We start from the raw sequence: 15,963 nt of genomic DNA, 5'->3' as shown, positions 1-15,963 counted from the left end.
TCGGATATTTCCTGTCCTTCCTCGATGCTGTTCTCGAGGTTAAGTAGCCACGACCTCAGCTCCTTATCACCTCTCGTAGAGGCTTTAATGAAGTTATAGCAGTCTTTAAAAAGAGAGCTGACCATCCACCGCCTGGTACTGGGATCTACATCCGACGCTTCAGAAGAGTTAGCTCCCCAGGCACATTGAGCATAAAAGAGTGCAATAGCAGAAAGAGGAACGATGCAAGGCGGCTCTGGAAGAGCCAGAATCTCCTGAATTTCCTCCCTCAGCTCCTCGATCCTTTGCTCTAGAGGGTTGTCGGTTTGATTCCGCATGTCAACCCTGTTGAGCAAGAAGACCATCAAACTGGTTTGACCTCTGAGAAACTCTACGACATCCTTTAGCTCTCTCAAGAGAGTTTCCCGTCCTTGCCAATCTGTCTGAGAGTAATCCAGTGCAACAAAGCTAAAGCACTTGCTGACATGCTCTTGGATAATCCTAAGGCTTGTTCTATCTTGAATTGAGTTTAGGCCAGGCAAGTCATAAATCTCGACCTGTAAGCCCTCAGGCAGGCCTAACAGAAAAGGATTTCTGACCGGCAGCAGCGGACACTCAACGTCTACCTGAGGGATGCCCACCTCCGCTTCATCCCTCTTCTTCCTCTTCTTTCGCCGCTCTTGGTGGTAGGCCTCCATCGTCAGCTTGAGCCGGCTGTAGATTTCTTCGTCCCTCAGGTCTTCCCACGTGCCGCATTCCCAGGTAGCTCCTTCGGTATTGTGGATAACTAGCCTGCTCCGCTCGCTGTGCCTAATCCGCAGGATCCCGGCACTCATCTCCTGGGCCTCAATAGGCGCGATTTTCCGGCCAATGAGGGCGTTCACAATAGTGGATTTACCCGAAGAGGTGGTGCCAATGGTGGCAATCCGGAAGGAGGGCTTCTGTAGGCGGGCAACAGCCTCTTCGTAGACAACCCGAAAGGCCTGCAGCTTTTCCAGCAGCACAGAGCTGCTAATGACGTCGTGGTATTCGCTGAGGATCCCGGCAGTGAGGTTGCCGAGGGTGAACAGTGACTCTCTTGCGATCCGCAGGGCTACCGAGGGATCCGTAGAATCAAGCCTGTGATGCGCTCCTTCAGATAGAGTTGAAGATGACATGCCGACAGCTCTCAAGCCGCTTCGCCGGCATTATAGTCCTTTCGCTAGTACCGTGGTTCGTTTTCTTCGCATTTTTCAGCGTCCTTCTTGCCAGCAATGCTGATTTAGTAGCATAAGGAAATGGCTCTAAAATGTACATAGCCGCCGGCAGTTCTGGGGTCAACAAGAGGTAGTTTGCGAATGATGGATGGCTCTTTGCAATCTTTCTTCGCCTCTGCCAGCCAGGTGGGGCTGGGAGTAGCGGTCTTCCTGGCGCTGCTCACTCTGCTGGCCTGGATACGCAACTGGCCTTGGAAGTTTTCGCTAGTGGGCTACACGGCCTTTACCTTGGTCCTAACGGCAGGCTGTTTTGCTCTGAGCCTAGGGCCCATTTTCCGCTCCCGCATCCCCGGGGCTGCTCCCTACACCACTGTCTATGACCAAGGGGCGGAGCGGGCGGTCATTGCCGTTAGCCCAGATATCACCCCGGAGCAACTGATCCTTACGCTGAGGCAGGCAGCTAGCGATCTGGCCTCCTCTGGTCGTTTCTCTACCGGCTCGCCGGTATTTACCCTGCAAGCCCGCACTGTCATCCACCCCGAGCCGGGAGTCTCCGAGCCCTTACTTTTGGGCACGCTGCAACAGCCTTTGGGGAAACGCCTGCGCACCCCGGAAGAACAACAGCAGCAGCAAATCCACCTGGAGGAAGAGGCCTTTGCTCGGCTGCGTAGGTTAGCCCAAGTTCAGGAGGCCGCCCCGCCCTCTGAGGGGACTTTGCAAGAGCCTCCCTTGGCCCAATCCTGAGCCCTCAGCCAGCGGCGCAGATCTTGCTCTACTTGCTCAGGGATCTCCCAGGGAAAGAGGTGGGCCACGTTGGGATAGACAATGCAGGTGCACTGAGGGAGAAGGCGGGCCGTGGCTAGGCTGCTGGCAACAGTGATGTGGCAGTCCTGCTCCGCAGCCAGAATCAAAACCGGTAGGTGCAGGCGGTGCAGCTCTCCCTCGCGGTTGTAGCCCTGTCGAAGGGCAGCGCGTAGGGCTTGGCGAGCCTGAGGAGAGGTATGCAGGTAAGCCGGCAAAGCTGCCTGGGCCAGGTAGCGATAGGTTCTCGGGGTATGTCTCTGGACTAGGTAGCGGTAGAGAGAGCGGCGGCCAAAGGTGTTGATGTTCCAACTCCAGCCGGGCCAAAGCCAGTTGAGCAGCGAAGCAATGCCGGTGTTGAGCTGATCCCAAAAATCGGTAGGGGGATGGTTGCTGCGGGGACAGGCAGCGCTGGCTACTAGGATCAAGCCTTTGACCCGCTGGGGTAGGCGCAAAGCCAACTCTAGGGCTAGGATCCCGCCCAAAGACCAGCCCAGTAGCAGACACTCCTGCCAGCCCAGGCGATCCAGCAGCTCCTGCAAGTCCTCCAGGTGGGCCGACATCTCAAAGGGATCCCGTACTTGCGAACGCCCGTAGCCGCGCAGATCTGGGGCTACGCAGGGGTGCATCTCCGCCACCGCCTCGGCAAAAACTTCCATGCAGTCGGCATTGCCGGGATGACCGTGGAGCAGCAAGATGGGCAGGGAAGGGATCCCTTCTCCCCAGGCCCGGTAGTAGAGCTGTAGGCCCATAGCTTAGGCGCTGGCCACCTTTTTTGGCGTCGGCTGCAGCTTCACCCCATTGGGAATGCAGATCAGGTTCTGATCCAGGATCTGCACAAACCCCTTCGAGCGCAGGGATCCCAGCAGGCGGGTTACCGTCACGCGGGTAGCGCCGATGGCATCCCCAATCTGGGCGTGGGTTAGAGTCCAGGGGAGGTACATCCCCTGGTCGCAGGGCTGGCCGTACTCCTCGATCAACAGGCTTAGAAACCCCCTGAGGCGGTCAATGGCTCGACGCTGGCCTAGGTTGCCTAGCCAGAGCAACTTGCGCTGCAGTTGCTGGCGGAAGCTTTCCTGAATCTTCTGGTGCAGATAGGGCCACTGTTCTAAATCCTTCCAGTAAAACCACATCACCGTGGTGCAATCGACGTGGGTACAGGCTTTTAGCTCAAAGCGCTCTGGCTGGCTCACCTCAAAGGGCACGCCAGGTGTGATAAACCCAACAAAAACTTCCCGCCGCTCTGGCGTTTGGCAGACCAGGCGCACCACCCCCTCCTGGGGAATGTACACCAGTCCCGGACGGGTGGGGATGCGCACATCTTTGGGAAAAGTGCGAGAGCGGTAGTGCTCCTCAGCCCACTGGCAGAGTTCTCGCCACTCCTGAGCTTCTGTTGCCGATGCAATGGAAACTAGGGACATGGGATAGACTTCCTGTCGATTGAGCAACTTTGGGGGCTATATGGGCTCTTCCCTCGACCAAAGACGCCGTTGGCAGCCCCCACAGGAGGAAGAAGACTAGCTTTACCTTAGCTTCATAATGACCCTCAAGATTTACTGAACGACACCGTACCTCTACGGATATTGTCTGTAAGACTATGCTCAATGATAACATGCTAGACTGCGCTTCTCAGGCTTTGTCTTGGCTTCCGGACGGCTGTAGGCTTGGCAGCAGAGGGCATCATGGAGGCAGCCGAGCTTGGTCGAAGGGAAGGATGGCCAGGGATGGGTGAGGGGTGGCACTGATGAACATTCTCGTCAGCAACGATGACGGCATCCAAGCGGCAGGGGTGCGGTGTTTGGCGGCAGCGCTGGCTCAGATAGGCGGGCACCAGGTAACGGTGGTCTGTCCGGATCGGGAGCGCTCGGCCACGGGCCATGCCCTAACCTTGCACAAACCTCTAAGGCTAGAGCCGGTGCGGGAGGGGTTTCCGCCAGAGGTGCAAGCTTGGGCCTGTTCAGGCACACCTTCGGACTGCGTCAAGCTGGGTTTGGATGGCCTGCTGCAGCATCCTCCCGACTGGGTGATTTCCGGCATCAACCAGGGGGCCAACTTGGGCACCGATGTGCTCTACTCCGGCACTGTCTCAGCGGCCATGGAAGGGCTGTTGGAAGGGATCCCCAGCCTGGCAGTGAGCCTGGCCAGCTTTACCTACCAGGATTTTCAGCCGGCGGCCCAGGTGGTGCTGACCCTGCTGGAGAAGCTGAGCCTGAAGCCCCTAGAGAAGCCAATGTTGTTGAACGTCAACGTGCCGCCGCTGGGGCTAGCTGAAATACGCGGCATGGTCTTGGCCCGCCTGGCCTGGCGCAAGTACACAGATCTCTACGAGAAACGGGTGGATCCCCGCGGCAAGGCCTACTACTGGTTGGCAGGAGAGGTGGTGGAAGAGGAGGTGGATCCCTGCTCTGATGTGCGGGCAGTTGCCGAGGGCTACGTGTCGATTACGCCCCTGCAGCCAGATCTGACGGCCTACGCAGCTTTCGACAGCCTGCAGCGCTGGGGACTCTCAACCTTTGGCTCTTGAAGCTTTGGCAGTCGATCCCCTTGCCAGGGGCCAAGAGGCCTCTAGCTGGCTCGCCCTAGCCTCGTAGGACTAGGGGGAAAAGGCTGTCAGTTCCAGCAGCCGTTCTGCCACGACCTGGGGAACGGGCATCACCGACAGTCGCGTGCCCCGCCGCACCACCTCTAGCTCTGCAGGGGTAAAAGTGGCCCGCAACTGGGCCAAAGGGATCAAGCGCTCAAAGGCAGCAACGAATTGCACTCGCACCGTGTACCAGCGGGGAGCTGCAGGGGTTGACTTGGGATCGTAGTAGGGGCTGGTGGGATCAAACTGGCTGGGATCCACCACCTGGGTTTCCACGATCTCCATTAAGCCGGCTATGCCGGGAGGGTTGGCGTTGGAGTGGTAGAAAAAGGCGCGATCCCCAGGCTGCATAGCCTTCAGGTAGTTGCGGGCTTGGTAGTTGCGCACGCCGTCCCAGAGAGTTTGGCCCTCCCGCTGCAGATCCCAGATGCTGTAGACGCTGGGCTCCGATTTCATCAGCCAGTAGTTCATGGGGCTTGGGAAAAGCCGAGGTCTAGGTGCGGGCCAGGGATCCGGCCACAAAGTCCACGAAGTTTTGCAAGATCTTCAAACCAACCGGGCCGGACTTTTCCGGGTGAAACTGGGTGGCCAACACAGCGCCGCGGGCAATGGCGGCCACACAGGTTTGGCTGCCGTGCTGAGTGGTGGCGGCCACCCAGCTTGGGTCGTTGGGCACTGCATGGTAGGAGTGGACAAAATAGACCCAGGCTTGGTCAGGGATCCCTGCCCAAAGGGGAGACTGGGGTTGGGTGAGGTGCAACTGGTTCCAGCCCATGTGGGGGATGCGCAGGCCTGGCTCTGGTCGAAAGCGTTGCACCCGTCCTGGCACGATGCCCAGCCCTGGCTCGTTTCCCTCTTCGCTGCTTTCAAACAAAACCTGCAGCCCAAGGCAGATGCCCAGGAAGGGCTGCTGCCGCTCCACTGCCGCTCGGAGGGCTTCCACAAAGCCCCGCGCCCGCAACTGCTGCATGGCTGGGTCGAAAGCCCCATCTCCCGGCAGGACGACGCCATCAAAAGCCTCTAGGCCGTCCGGCCCTGTTACTAGCTGCACCTCGGCCCCGGCCCGCTCCAGCCCTTTGCAAGCTGAATGCAAGTTGCCGGCATCATAGTCGATCACCGCCAGGCGCACGGCTTTCATGGATCCTTTCAAGGGCCTATCAGTAGAGTGGTTCTATGGCAGTCGCAGCACCTACGGAAGAGCTGACCCCCTCCGCTCAGCTTGGCTGGCCGAAGGCTGCCTACCTGCACATCCCCTTCTGTCGGCAGCGCTGCCACTACTGCGATTTTGCCACTGGCCTGGGCACCCGCGAGCTCATAGAAACCTATGTGCAGGTGCTCTGCCAAGAGATCGGTGGCGCCTATCGCTACCGCCATTTGGCCGGGGATCCCCAACCCTTGACCAGCATTTTTTTCGGCGGCGGCACTCCCTCCCTGCTGACGGTGGAGCAATTGGGCCGGATCTTGGCTCAACTTAGGGAGCGGATCCCGTTTCATCCCGACTGCGAGATTTCGCTTGAGGCCAACCCCGGCACCCTGACCCGAGAGCAGTTGGCGGGCTACCGGGACCTGGGGGTCAACCGCATTAGCTTGGGAGCCCAGGCGTTTCAGGCAGAGCTGCTGGCCGCCTGCGGTCGCCTACACGGAGTGGAAGCAATTTATGAAGCTGTGGCCGACTTGAAGGCGGTGGGCTTTGAGAACTTCAACCTGGACTTGATCTTCGGGCTGCCCTACCAAACTTTGGAACATTGGCAGGAGTCCCTGCAAGCTGTTCTTGAAATCAACCCGGCCCACGTCTCCGTTTACGATCTCACCCTCGAGCCCGAAACTCGCTTTGGTCGTCTGTACCGGCCGGGAGAGGCGCCCCTGCCCAGCGAAGAGGCGACCGTTGAAATGTACTTGATGGCCCGGCGTCTCCTCACCCAGGCAGGCTATATCCACTACGAGATCTCCAATTTTGCCCGCCCTGGGTATGCCTGTCGCCACAACCGGGTGTACTGGGAAAATCGCCCCTACTTTGGCTTTGGCATGGGATCTGTCGGCTACGAAGGGGGGCGGCGCATTCACCAGCCGAGGACTCTCCACAAGTATTTTGAACAGGTCAAAGCCCAAGTTCACCCCCTCCCGCCGCCAGCTTCTCTAGAAGAAACCTGGATGGATACGGTGATGTTGGGGCTGCGCCTCCAGGAAGGGCTGGATTTGGCAACTTTACAGGAGCGCTTTGGCAGCAGGAGGGTGGAGCAGGCTCTGCAGAGGCTGGATCCCTACTTTGAAAAAGGTTGGGCCAGTTGCGAAGGGGGACGGCTACGGCTAGTCCCGCCCGAGGGCTGGCTGTTTTCCAACGAGATTATTGAGGAGCTGTTGTTTTAAGTTGCAGTTGACTTGAAACGGGCTTCTTGAAATGAGCCTGAGGCAACCCCAAGCGGTGGGTGAAGCTCAGAGCTGCTGGGTCCTGAAAAGCAGCAGCCCAATCGAAAGGGGTGCTCACTGGCCGGGGGGATGGTGTTGTAAAACCTGCTTCAGGTACCGCCCTGTATGGGATCCCGGGTGTTCGGCTACTTCTTCCGGGGTGCCAACAGCAACAATCTGGCCGCCCTGGTCGCCCCCTTCCGGCCCCAGGTCGATGATCCAGTCGGCACAGCGGAGAATGTCCAGGTTGTGCTCGATCACCAGCACGGTGTTGCCCGCATCCACCAGCCGCTGCAGGACGTTCAAAAGTTTGTGAACATCGTAAAACGACAGGCCGGTGGAGGGTTCATCCAGTAGATAAAGGGTTTTGCCGGTGGAGCGGCGGGCCAGTTCTGCGGCCAGCTTTACCCGCTGCGCTTCTCCACCCGAGAGGGTTGGAGCCGGCTGACCCAGCTTGATGTAGTCGAGGCCCACATCGGCCAGGGTCTGCAGGATCTTGGCCGCAGGGGGCAGGGCCGCGAAGAACTCCAGCGCCTCTCCCACCGTCATATCCAGGACTTCGGCGATGTTTTTGCCCTTGTACTTGACCTGGAGGGTCTCGCGGCTGTAGCGCTTGCCGCCGCAGACTTCGCAGGTAACATACACATCGGGCAGGAAATTCATCTCAATCACGTTCACCCCTTGCCCTTTGCAGGCTTCGCAGCGCCCGCCCTTGACGTTGAAGGAGAAGTGGCCAGCTTGATAGCCTCTGGCTTTGGCGTCCCGAGTCTGGGCAAAGGCTTGGCGGATGGGATCAAACAGACCCGTGTAGGTGGCAGGGTTGGAGCGAGGAGTGCGGCCAATGGGGGATTGGTCGATGACAATAACCTTGTCGATGTGTTCAATGCCGTGTAACTCCCCCATTTCCGCCGGCTTGGGCACCTTCTGGCCAAGGTAGTGCTGCAGGGCAGGGTAGAGCAACTCGTTGACCAAGGTGGACTTGCCGGAGCCGGAGACCCCCGTAACACAGACTAGTTTGCCGAGCGGGATCTCCACATCGATGTGCTTGAGGTTGTTTTTGTGGGCATTGGTGAGCTTGAGGGCAACCCCTTTCCCCGGTCGGCGCTGGGCAGGGGTAGGGATCCGCCTCCGCCCCGAAAGGTAAGCTCCGGTCATGGAGCGATCGCAGGCCAGGATGTTGGCTAGAGACCCTTGGGCCACCACTTCTCCCCCGTGAATGCCAGCTCCAGGGCCAATGTCCACGATGTGGTCGGCGGCGCGGATGGTTTCTTCGTCGTGCTCCACCACGATTAGGGTGTTGCCCAGATCCCGTAGGCGGAACAGGGTCTGCAAAAGGCGGTGGTTATCCCGTTGGTGCAAGCCAATGGAGGGTTCGTCTAGCACGTAGAGCACGCCCGTCAGGCCAGAGCCAATCTGGCTAGCCAGCCGGATCCGCTGCGCTTCACCCCCCGAAAGGGTCATGGCCGGGCGGGCCAAGGTGAGGTAGTCAAGGCCCACATCGATCAAAAACTGCAGCCGGGTTTTGATCTCCCGCAGCACCAGCTCGGCAATCTGCGCCTGGCGAGGGGTGAGCTTCAAATGCTCTAAGCGGTGTAGGCACTCCCGGATAGAGACCTCGGTGAGATCGGTGATACGGTAGCCGCCGACGCGCACTGCCAGGGCCTCAGGGCGAAGGCGAGCCCCCCCACAGGCCGCACAGGGGCGGTAGGTGAGGTAGGTTTCCAGCTTTTGCCGGTAGGTCTCGGAGGTGGTTTCTTGGTAGTGCCGCTGCAACTGCGGGATCACCCCTTCGTAGCGACGGTAGTAGCCCCGGCCCCGGTAGGGGGATTCTGCCTCAACGTAGATCTCCTGGTCGGTGCCGTAGAGGAGGATTTGCTGCTGCTCGGGCGTGAGGTCGCACCAGCGGCTGCTGAGGTCAAAGCCAAAGGCCTTGGCGACCCCTGCCAGCAACGCCAGGTAGTAGGGGTTCTCCCGCTCGGCCCAAGGTGCGATGGCCGCGTAGAGGGGAAGTTTGGGATCGGGCACAATGCGGTCGGGGTCGAAGATGGGCTCAAAGCCCAAGCCGTGACAGACAGGACAGGCGCCAACGGGCGAGTTGAAGGAAAATAGCCGCGGCGACAGCTCGCTCAGCACCGAGCCATGTTCGGGGCAGGCAAATTGCTCAGAGAAGATCAGCTCCGTCGGCTTGCCGTTGAGGTACTGCCCCGCCACCTCGGCTACTTTTTGCAACAGATGTTCCCGCTCCTCCTCCCGAGGCAAGAGCTCCACCACCGCCAGTCCCCCCGACTGGCGCAGACAGGTGGTCAGGGAATCGGCCAGCCGCTCTGCCATGTCGGGGCCCTTGACCAGCCGATCCACCACCACCTCGATAGTGTGGGTCTTGTTTTTGTCCAAGGTGATCTCTTCGCTGAGATCCCATACCTGGCCGTCGACACGCACCCGCACAAATCCCTGCTGGCGCAGGCTTTGCAGGAGCGCTGCGTGGGTGCCCTTTTTCCCCCTCACCACAGGCGCAAGCAGCTGAAAGCGCGTCCGATCCGGCAAGGCCAGGATCTGATCCACCATTTGATCCACCGTCTGAGGAGCGATCACCCGGTCGCAATGGGGGCAGTGCGGGATCCCAGCCCGCCCGTAGAGCAGCCGCAGGTAGTCGTAGATCTCGGTAACGGTGCCCACCGTGGAGCGGGGGTTGTGGCTGGTGGACTTTTGGTCGATGGCAATGGCCGGGCTCAAGCCCTCGATGCGATCCACATCCGGCTTGTCCAGTTGCCCTAGAAATTGCCGCGCATAGGCACTGAGGGACTCCACGTAGCGCCGCTGCCCCTCGGCAAAAATGGTGTCGAAAGCCAGCGAAGATTTGCCGGACCCGGAGACGCCCGTAAACACCACCAGGCGATTGCGCGGGATCCGCAGTTCGATGTTCTTGAGGTTGTGCTGCCGCGCCCCCACTACGTGGATTTCGTTCTGGCCGGACATCTCGTCCCCTCTGTGCGCAGCGCAGGTCGAAAAACAACGAAAGTTAAGGAACATTAACGATTCTAGTGCCGCGCCAGAAGTCTGTCCTCTCCAATCGAGAAGGGGTACCAGCAAGCTGGGTCTATCGTGGGCAGGAGAAGGAAAAAGACTTGGCTATCTTGGAAGGGCCACTTGAGGGATCCCGAAGCAACCTAGCCCATGACCTGGCCGCTGCTTGCTGTCCAAAAAGTCTTCATCTACCTGCTGGTGGGGATCGCCTTCACGGCCCTCTGCCTTGGAGATCAGGCCCTGTCGCCGGCGGTTATCGCCCTCTGCTTGGCGGCGGGGGTGGGCAGTTGGTTCTGGGAGCCACCCCGGATTAGCTTTGCCCGCTATGCGCCCCTCTGGATGCCGCTGACGGTGAGCGTGTTGGTCAGCTTGGCGGCGTTGGTGCTCTCGGGCTTCCTACAGCTTTCGGATGGGGCCATTGGCCTGGTGCTCTACCTAACGGGGGCCAAGTTGTTTCAGCGGGAGCGGGCAGCAGATTACATCCAGTTGGCGGTGTTGTCGCTGCTGTTGATGGCGATTGCCACCCTGTTCAACCAAGATATCAGCTTTGGACTCCTCTTCCTGCTTTACGTGGGGGCAGGGCTAGTTAACCTCACCCTTTATCATCTGCGCCTCCAAGCCGAGCAGCACCCGCAGGCGGCCAGCCAAGTCCGCAGGATCGACCTTGGCTTTCTGGGGTTTCTTGGATCCCTGGCCTTGCTGGCCATGGTCCTGTCAGTGGCTTTGTTTTTCCTATTTCCGCGCGTCGGCTTGGGGATCTTAGGCCGGCAGGCCCGTTCGCCGGTGATGACCACTGGCTTTGCCGAAGAGGTCAGCCTGGGGGAGTTCGGCACCCTCAAGACTGACAACACCGTTGTCATGCGGGTGGAGTTCCCGGCAGGGGTGCCGCCCCAGGTGGAGTCTCTCTACTGGCGTGGCATGAGCTTTGATCGCTACGACGGGCGGGCTTGGTCGCGGACGCTGGATCGCTCGCTCTCGATTTTCCCCAACGCGGCAGGGGTTTTTGAGCTCTCGGCCTCCCCCTTGATCCCTGCTGCCTCCGACCTGCAGTTCTTTCCGCTGGAGCAGCTCATCTACCTAGATCCGCTGGACACCAACACCGTTTTTGGGGTGGCGCCGCTGGTGGAGGTGGAATGGCTGGATCGAGGTGGGGCGATGACTCCACAGCAGAGGTGGCAATGGCAAAACCGCCGCCTGCTCCTGCGCGAGACTGGAGATGTCAGCCATTCTCTGCCCCCCCGGATGCCCTATCTCTACCGTGCCGTGAGCCGGATCCCACGGGATCTGGAACCCCGCCTGCGCCAGCTTGGCCGGGAGGAGCTGCTGAGCGCTCTTGACCCAGTCCAGCAACAAGCCTATCTGCAGTTGCCAGAAGACCTGGATCCGCGCATTCCCGCCTTGGCGGAGGAGATCACGGCTGGGATCCCCGATGTCTTTGGCAAGGTAACGGCTCTGCGGAACTACCTGCTAGAGAACTACGCCTACACCACCAATTTGCCGGATCCCGGTGCCGAGCCGCCTTTGGAGGCTTTTTTGTTTACCCATCGCCGCGGCCACTGCGAATACTTTGCCACCGCTCTGACGATACTGGCCCGCAGCCTTGGCATCCCGGCCCGGATGGTGAATGGCTTCTTGGGCGGTCGCTGGGTGGCGCAGGAGAAGTACTTGGCGGTGCGCAACGCCGATGCCCATTCTTGGACGGAGATCCCCTTTGGCCCCTACGGCTGGGTCATCTTTGACGCTACGCCGGCAGAGGCCAATGTTAGTCAGCGGCAGAGCTGGTGGGATCCCATCCTAGACTTCTACGACAGCCTGCGCTTTCGCTGGTTTAAGTACGTGATTCAGTACGACCTATTTACCCAGCGGCAGATCTGGCGGCAAATCCAAGAGCTGGCCAGCCGCGTGACTGCTCCCCAAAAGCAAGAGGATGTCGTCGCCGTCTTCCGCCGCAGCCTGGTGGGCTGGGGGCAAACGCTGCAGCAAAACGGCCTGCCGCTGGTGGGGGTGATTTTAATCACCAGTTCCATGGCCTACTGGGGTCGCCGCCGCCGCTATCAGGCCCTGCGCTGGCAGGATGGGGGGTGGATTCTCCTAGCCACTGCCGCCAATGGGGTGGTGATGGGATCCCTGTGGCAGCCATCCCCCCCTTGGCCCACCTGGATGGTTGGCCTCTTGCTGCCGAGTCTGGCCTTTGCTGGGATGCGCTGGATCCCGGCGGCTCTACCCAAGTCCCAGCAGCGCCGCCAGCTTATCTCAAGGCTTTATCTCCAACTGCGGGATCTGGCGACGGCGGTGGGGATCCCCGCCCACCTAGGGCCAGAAGCTTGCCTAGAACACTTGCGCCAGGCCGACTTGCCTCAGGTTGAACTGGCCATCCGGTTCCTGCAGCGCTACCTGGAAGTACGCTTTGGCGGGATCCCGCTGGAAGCCGGGGAACTGCAGCGTTGGCAACACCACCTTAGACAGCTTAGGCGGTCCTGGCAGGCCAAGAGTTCGACGCCTGCTCCCAAAAGAACAGCTTGACTGGAAGACGGCTATAAAGCTCTACGAGAAGCCTTGACGTTATGAGGCAGTTAAGAGATAGTTAACTCTAGGTATAGACCTCGCAACCTGCCCCGGCCAAGTAGTAGACCTGAGAGGCGGATTGTCGCTGCAGGTAAGTTCTGCAGGAGCATTTGCGCGCGCTCTTGCTAACTGTTCAAGGCTGTGTTACTTTCCTTGACGTTCAGCTTTGAACGAGCAAGGGCGTGTTAGCTATGCGTAGCTATTCTCTGAGGGCGGCTTTGGCTGCAACTTTGTGTCTGCTGTCCTTGTCAGTTTTTTCCTCTAGTGTGGCTCAAGCGGCGCCTAAGCCAACCGGCAACGGTGCAATCTTCTTTCACCCAGATGGAACCTCAGCTTCCCACTGGGACATCACGCGCATTCTCTACTACGGCCCCGATGGCTTTCTGAACTGGGATCGTCTCCCCGTGATTGCCCCCTATCGCGGGCACCATCTCGACCAGCTTGGGGGAACTTCCAACGCCGGAGCGGTGACCCATGCCACGGGAACCCGTGTCCACGCCAAGAGCTTTGGGTTGGATCCGGACGGCAAAGAGTACCCCTCTGCCAACGGCACCCTGAACACGATCATGGAAGAGGCTGTGGCGGCAGGCTTGGGTACGGCTCTGGTGCAAACGGGATCCATCATTGAGCCGGGGACGGCTGCCTTCGTTGCCGAAGTTGCCAAGCGCAGCGACTATGAGGAGATTGCCCTGCAGGTGGTGGAGTCAGGGGTAGACATCATCCTGGGGGGTGGCGAGGAATGGCTGCTGCCGGAAGGTGTCCAGGGCCGCTTTGGCAAAGGGAAGCGCAAGGATGGCCGCAACCTGATTGAGGAGGCCAAGAAAAAGGGGTACGCCGTTGTCTACACCCGCGACGAGCTGCTCAAGCTGCCGGCGAATGTCTCCAAGGTTTTGGGGGTGTTCAACGTCGAGGACACCTTCTACGACAAGCCTGAAGAAGAGTTGCGGAAAGAAAACTTGCCCAACTACATCGCCAGCGCCCCCACCATTGCCGAGATGACACAGTTTGCCCTGGAGCGGATCTCCCGCAATCCCAAGGGCTTCTTGGCTGTCATCGAAGAAGAGGGCACTGATAACATGTGCAACAACCTCAATGCCTCTGGCTGCCTAGAGGCCATGAAGCGGGCCGACGATGCCATTGGGGTGATTCTCAACTTTATCGAGAAGAATCCCAAGACCTTCATGATCACCACCAGCGACAGCAATGCTGGCGGGATGCAGCTGGTGGATGTCGAGTCTGCCGATAATCCTCTGCCGCCCACTGACGAAAGCGGCGCTCCCCTTGACGGGGTGGACGGCACTGGCACAAAGCCCTTCCTCTCCGCTCCGGACAAAAATGGCAAGCGTTTTCCCTTTGGCATCTCCTGGGCCAGCAAGGACGATGTGGGCAGCGGGGTCATTGCTCGCGCGGCGGGCCTGAACGCTCGAGAGTTGGTGCCGACCACCGGGATCCTGAACACGGACATTTATCGGATTCTCTACTTCGTGCTCTTCGGGGAGCGCATCCCCAGCGAGCTAAGGCGGTAGTCTCAAGCAAGTGGGGATTGGCGGGGATCCCTCGGATCCCCTTTTTTATTGCTACGCAACGCTGTCGCAAACCCGCTGGCGGCGCGGAGCGCTTCTGGGAGTGACGAGGAGTCCTTGCCACGTCTTGTCAGAAAGGAGGAGAAAGACTGTCTTGAGCGGGCTTGGAGTGCCCGTGCTGCACTGCCTGGTAGCGCCGCTTGAACTCCTGCTGCTGCACCTTGTGATCCACGAGGGGATCCGGGTAGCCGCAGCGCCGCCGCTCCTGCAGAGCCCAGGATCCCTTGGGGTCATTCCCCACCCACAGCAAAGCTGGGGTATCCAGCCCCGCTAGCTCCGGCAGGTAGCGGCGGATATACTCCCCCTCCGGGTCGTAGCGGGCCGCCTGAGTGGCTGGGTTGAAGATGCGCAGGGGCCTGGGATCCGTGCCCACACCGGCGCTCCACTGCCAGCCGCCGTTGTTGGCAGCCAGATCCCCGTCTACAAGCTTTTGCATGAAGTAGCGCTCCCCCCAGCGCCAGTCGATGAGGAGATCCTTGGTTAAAAAGCTGGCCACGATCATGCGGCAGCGGTTGTGCATCCAGCCAGTTTCGTTGAGCTGGCGCATGGCCGCATCCACAATGGGGTAGCCTGTCTGCCCGGCGCACCAGGCCTGAAACCAGTCCTGGCGGTTGTCCCATTCCAGCGCATCAAAGGCTCGTTGGTAGGCTCCGCTTTCCACATGGGGCCAGTGGGCCAAGACATGCTTGTAAAACTCGCGCCAGCACAGCTCCTGCCGCCACGTGCGCAGGCTGCTCTCGGCCTCTTCGCTGCGGGCCTCCGCTTCCACTTCACAGGTGGCCTGCCACACCCGCCGAATGCCGATGGTTCCCCAGCAGAGGTGGGGACTAAGAAGAGAGGTGCCCTGCTCGGCGGGGAAGTCGCGGGCTCGCTCGTACTCGAAAATGCGCAGGCCCTGGCAGAAATCCTCTAGAAGCCTCTGAGCCACACTCTCACCCGCGGCCGGGATCCGCTGACCGCAGACAAAGCCCAGATCCGCCAAGCTGGGCAGAGGTTGGGCTTTCAGGCTTGACATCGACTGCAGACTCTTTGGGATGGGGAAGGGATCCGGCTTGGGCAAGCTAGACCAGCGGCGCCAGAAAGGGGTAAAAACCGAGTAGGGCTCCCCCGCCTGGGTCAACACTTCCCCTGGCCCGTGCAGCAGCATATCTTGGTAAGAAAAAGACGGGATCCCAGCTTCCGCCAAGCTGGCCCGCACCCGACTCTCCTGCTGCCGAGCCCAGGGATCCAGATCCTCGTTCCAAAACACGGCCTGCGCTCCCAGCTCGGCGGCCAACTGCCGCAGCTCCACGGCTGGATCTCCCCGCCGCCACAGGAGTGGGATCCCCATCTGGGCGTAGCGCTCCTGCAGCTCCTGCAACGCCTGGAGCAGAAACGCCACCCGGGCTGGGGCCATGTCTGCCCGCTGCAGGAGTTGGGGGTCGAAAACGAAAACCGGCACTACCTGGGGGCTGCGCTGGGCTGCCACATGGAGGGCTGTGTTGTCTCCTAGGCGCAGATCGCGGCGATGCCAGAGGAGAACCAGGGAAGTCATAGGAGGCCAAGCAACTGGATCCCATCTTGGCTGCTTTTCCTTCCTCTCTTCAATTCCCCTCAGGCTGCCGGCAGTGTCTATCTCCCAAAAGACGGCCAGGGCAGAGACTTCGCTGGCCATCGCTGTAGCCCATGGCGTAAGCTGTATCTCCCAGCATCACCACCACCTGAGTTAGCTTGAGGGCAAGTAGCGGATCGAGCGGCTCCGTTACATCGAGCATGAACTGCTCCACGGAGCGCCGCAGCGCCTCTGGGGTTTTGATCACCTTGTCTCCATCCATCGCTGGCTTTA

The 15,963-nt window shown here is 60.1% G+C and carries 13 protein-coding genes; 5 read left to right on the top strand and 8 right to left on the bottom strand.

What is annotated here, in order from left to right; all coding sequences use genetic code 11:
- On the bottom strand, nucleotides 1-1,151 hold a 1,151-nt coding region (locus NW807_RS00635; protein ID WP_414424995.1), incomplete at its 3' end, for a dynamin family protein.
- A gap of 165 nt (nucleotides 1,152-1,316) precedes the next feature.
- Here NW807_RS00635 and NW807_RS00630 point away from each other — a divergent pair.
- Nucleotides 1,317-1,919, top strand: a complete 603-nt coding sequence (locus NW807_RS00630; protein WP_414424994.1) for a Ycf51 family protein — start codon at nucleotides 1,317-1,319, stop codon at nucleotides 1,917-1,919.
- On the opposite strand, the gene NW807_RS00625 is transcribed toward NW807_RS00630, so the two are convergent.
- The gene (locus NW807_RS00625; protein WP_414424993.1) at nucleotides 1,859-2,728 is read right to left on the bottom strand and encodes an alpha/beta fold hydrolase; all 870 of its coding nucleotides are present in this window, start codon (nucleotides 2,726-2,728) and stop codon (nucleotides 1,859-1,861) included. The two genes, NW807_RS00630 and NW807_RS00625, sit on opposite strands and share 61 nt — an antisense overlap.
- Nucleotides 2,729-2,731: 3 nt before the next feature.
- Nucleotides 2,732-3,397 (bottom strand): Crp/Fnr family transcriptional regulator, encoded by a 666-nt coding sequence (locus tag NW807_RS00620; RefSeq protein WP_414424992.1) that lies wholly within the window; start codon nucleotides 3,395-3,397, stop codon nucleotides 2,732-2,734.
- 323 nt (nucleotides 3,398-3,720) lie between these two features.
- Between NW807_RS00620 and surE the strand changes: the two genes are divergently transcribed.
- Entirely contained in the window at nucleotides 3,721-4,500 is a 780-nt protein-coding gene (surE, locus tag NW807_RS00615; RefSeq protein ID WP_414424991.1) for a 5'/3'-nucleotidase SurE, read from the top strand.
- Between the two features lie 69 nt (nucleotides 4,501-4,569).
- On the opposite strand, the gene NW807_RS00610 is transcribed toward surE, so the two are convergent.
- Nucleotides 4,570-5,031, bottom strand: a complete 462-nt coding sequence (locus tag NW807_RS00610) for an EVE domain-containing protein (RefSeq protein WP_414396766.1) — start codon at nucleotides 5,029-5,031, stop codon at nucleotides 4,570-4,572.
- Nucleotides 5,032-5,053: 22 nt separating this feature from the next.
- Entirely contained in the window at nucleotides 5,054-5,698 is a 645-nt protein-coding gene (hisH, locus tag NW807_RS00605) for an imidazole glycerol phosphate synthase subunit HisH (protein ID WP_414424990.1), read from the bottom strand.
- Between the two features lie 35 nt (nucleotides 5,699-5,733).
- On the opposite strand from hisH, the gene hemW reads away from it, so the two are divergent.
- Nucleotides 5,734-6,927, top strand: coding sequence for a radical SAM family heme chaperone HemW (gene hemW / locus NW807_RS00600; protein ID WP_414424989.1), 1,194 nt, complete (start codon nucleotides 5,734-5,736; stop codon nucleotides 6,925-6,927).
- Nucleotides 6,928-7,041: 114 nt separating this feature from the next.
- Here hemW and uvrA read toward each other — a convergent pair whose 3' ends face one another.
- Complete coding sequence (uvrA, locus tag NW807_RS00595; protein ID WP_414424988.1) at nucleotides 7,042-9,942, bottom strand: excinuclease ABC subunit UvrA; 2,901 nt, start codon at nucleotides 9,940-9,942, stop codon at nucleotides 7,042-7,044.
- Nucleotides 9,943-10,140: 198 nt separating this feature from the next.
- Between uvrA and NW807_RS00590 the strand changes: the two genes are divergently transcribed.
- Nucleotides 10,141-12,513, top strand: a complete 2,373-nt coding sequence (locus tag NW807_RS00590; RefSeq protein ID WP_414424987.1) for a DUF3488 and DUF4129 domain-containing transglutaminase family protein — start codon at nucleotides 10,141-10,143, stop codon at nucleotides 12,511-12,513.
- A 233-nt stretch (nucleotides 12,514-12,746) separates the two neighbouring features.
- A complete protein-coding gene (locus NW807_RS00585) occupies nucleotides 12,747-14,081 on the top strand; it encodes an alkaline phosphatase (RefSeq protein WP_414424986.1) in 1,335 nt (444 codons plus the stop codon).
- Nucleotides 14,082-14,208: 127 nt separating this feature from the next.
- Here NW807_RS00585 and NW807_RS00580 read toward each other — a convergent pair whose 3' ends face one another.
- Nucleotides 14,209-15,672, bottom strand: coding sequence for a cryptochrome/photolyase family protein (locus NW807_RS00580; RefSeq protein WP_414424985.1), 1,464 nt, complete (start codon nucleotides 15,670-15,672; stop codon nucleotides 14,209-14,211).
- Between the two features lie 49 nt (nucleotides 15,673-15,721).
- Complete coding sequence (locus NW807_RS00575) at nucleotides 15,722-15,952, bottom strand: hypothetical protein (protein ID WP_414396749.1); 231 nt, start codon at nucleotides 15,950-15,952, stop codon at nucleotides 15,722-15,724.
- Nucleotides 15,953-15,963: the final 11 nt, after the last annotated feature.

The organism is Synechococcus sp. R70.1 (genome assembly GCF_047461675.1).
In the GTDB taxonomy this organism is placed as follows: domain Bacteria; phylum Cyanobacteriota; class Cyanobacteriia; order Thermostichales; family Thermostichaceae; genus Thermostichus.
The sequence above is the reverse complement of the archived record's forward strand: the minus strand, read 5'-3'. Positions and strand labels throughout refer to the sequence as shown.

What these genes read in the sequence shown, in the direction of transcription:
- NW807_RS00610 (WP_414396766.1), bottom strand. Translation starts at nt 5,031, where the DNA reads ATGAACTACTGGCTGATGAAATCGGAGCCCAGCGTCTACAGCATCTGG.
- NW807_RS00620 (WP_414424992.1), bottom strand. Translation starts at nt 3,397, where the DNA reads ATGTCCCTAGTTTCCATTGCATCGGCAACAGAAGCTCAGGAGTGGCGA.
- surE (WP_414424991.1), top strand. Translation starts at nt 3,721, where the DNA reads ATGAACATTCTCGTCAGCAACGATGACGGCATCCAAGCGGCAGGGGTG.
- hemW (WP_414424989.1), top strand. Translation starts at nt 5,734, where the DNA reads ATGGCAGTCGCAGCACCTACGGAAGAGCTGACCCCCTCCGCTCAGCTT.
- NW807_RS00585 (WP_414424986.1), top strand. Translation starts at nt 12,747, where the DNA reads ATGCGTAGCTATTCTCTGAGGGCGGCTTTGGCTGCAACTTTGTGTCTG.
- uvrA (WP_414424988.1), bottom strand. Translation starts at nt 9,942, where the DNA reads ATGTCCGGCCAGAACGAAATCCACGTAGTGGGGGCGCGGCAGCACAAC.
- NW807_RS00590 (WP_414424987.1), top strand. Translation starts at nt 10,141, where the DNA reads ATGACCTGGCCGCTGCTTGCTGTCCAAAAAGTCTTCATCTACCTGCTG.
- NW807_RS00625 (WP_414424993.1), bottom strand. Translation starts at nt 2,728, where the DNA reads ATGGGCCTACAGCTCTACTACCGGGCCTGGGGAGAAGGGATCCCTTCC.
- NW807_RS00580 (WP_414424985.1), bottom strand. Translation starts at nt 15,672, where the DNA reads ATGACTTCCCTGGTTCTCCTCTGGCATCGCCGCGATCTGCGCCTAGGA.
- hisH (WP_414424990.1), bottom strand. Translation starts at nt 5,698, where the DNA reads ATGAAAGCCGTGCGCCTGGCGGTGATCGACTATGATGCCGGCAACTTG.
- NW807_RS00575 (WP_414396749.1), bottom strand. Translation starts at nt 15,952, where the DNA reads ATGGATGGAGACAAGGTGATCAAAACCCCAGAGGCGCTGCGGCGCTCC.
- NW807_RS00630 (WP_414424994.1), top strand. Translation starts at nt 1,317, where the DNA reads ATGATGGATGGCTCTTTGCAATCTTTCTTCGCCTCTGCCAGCCAGGTG.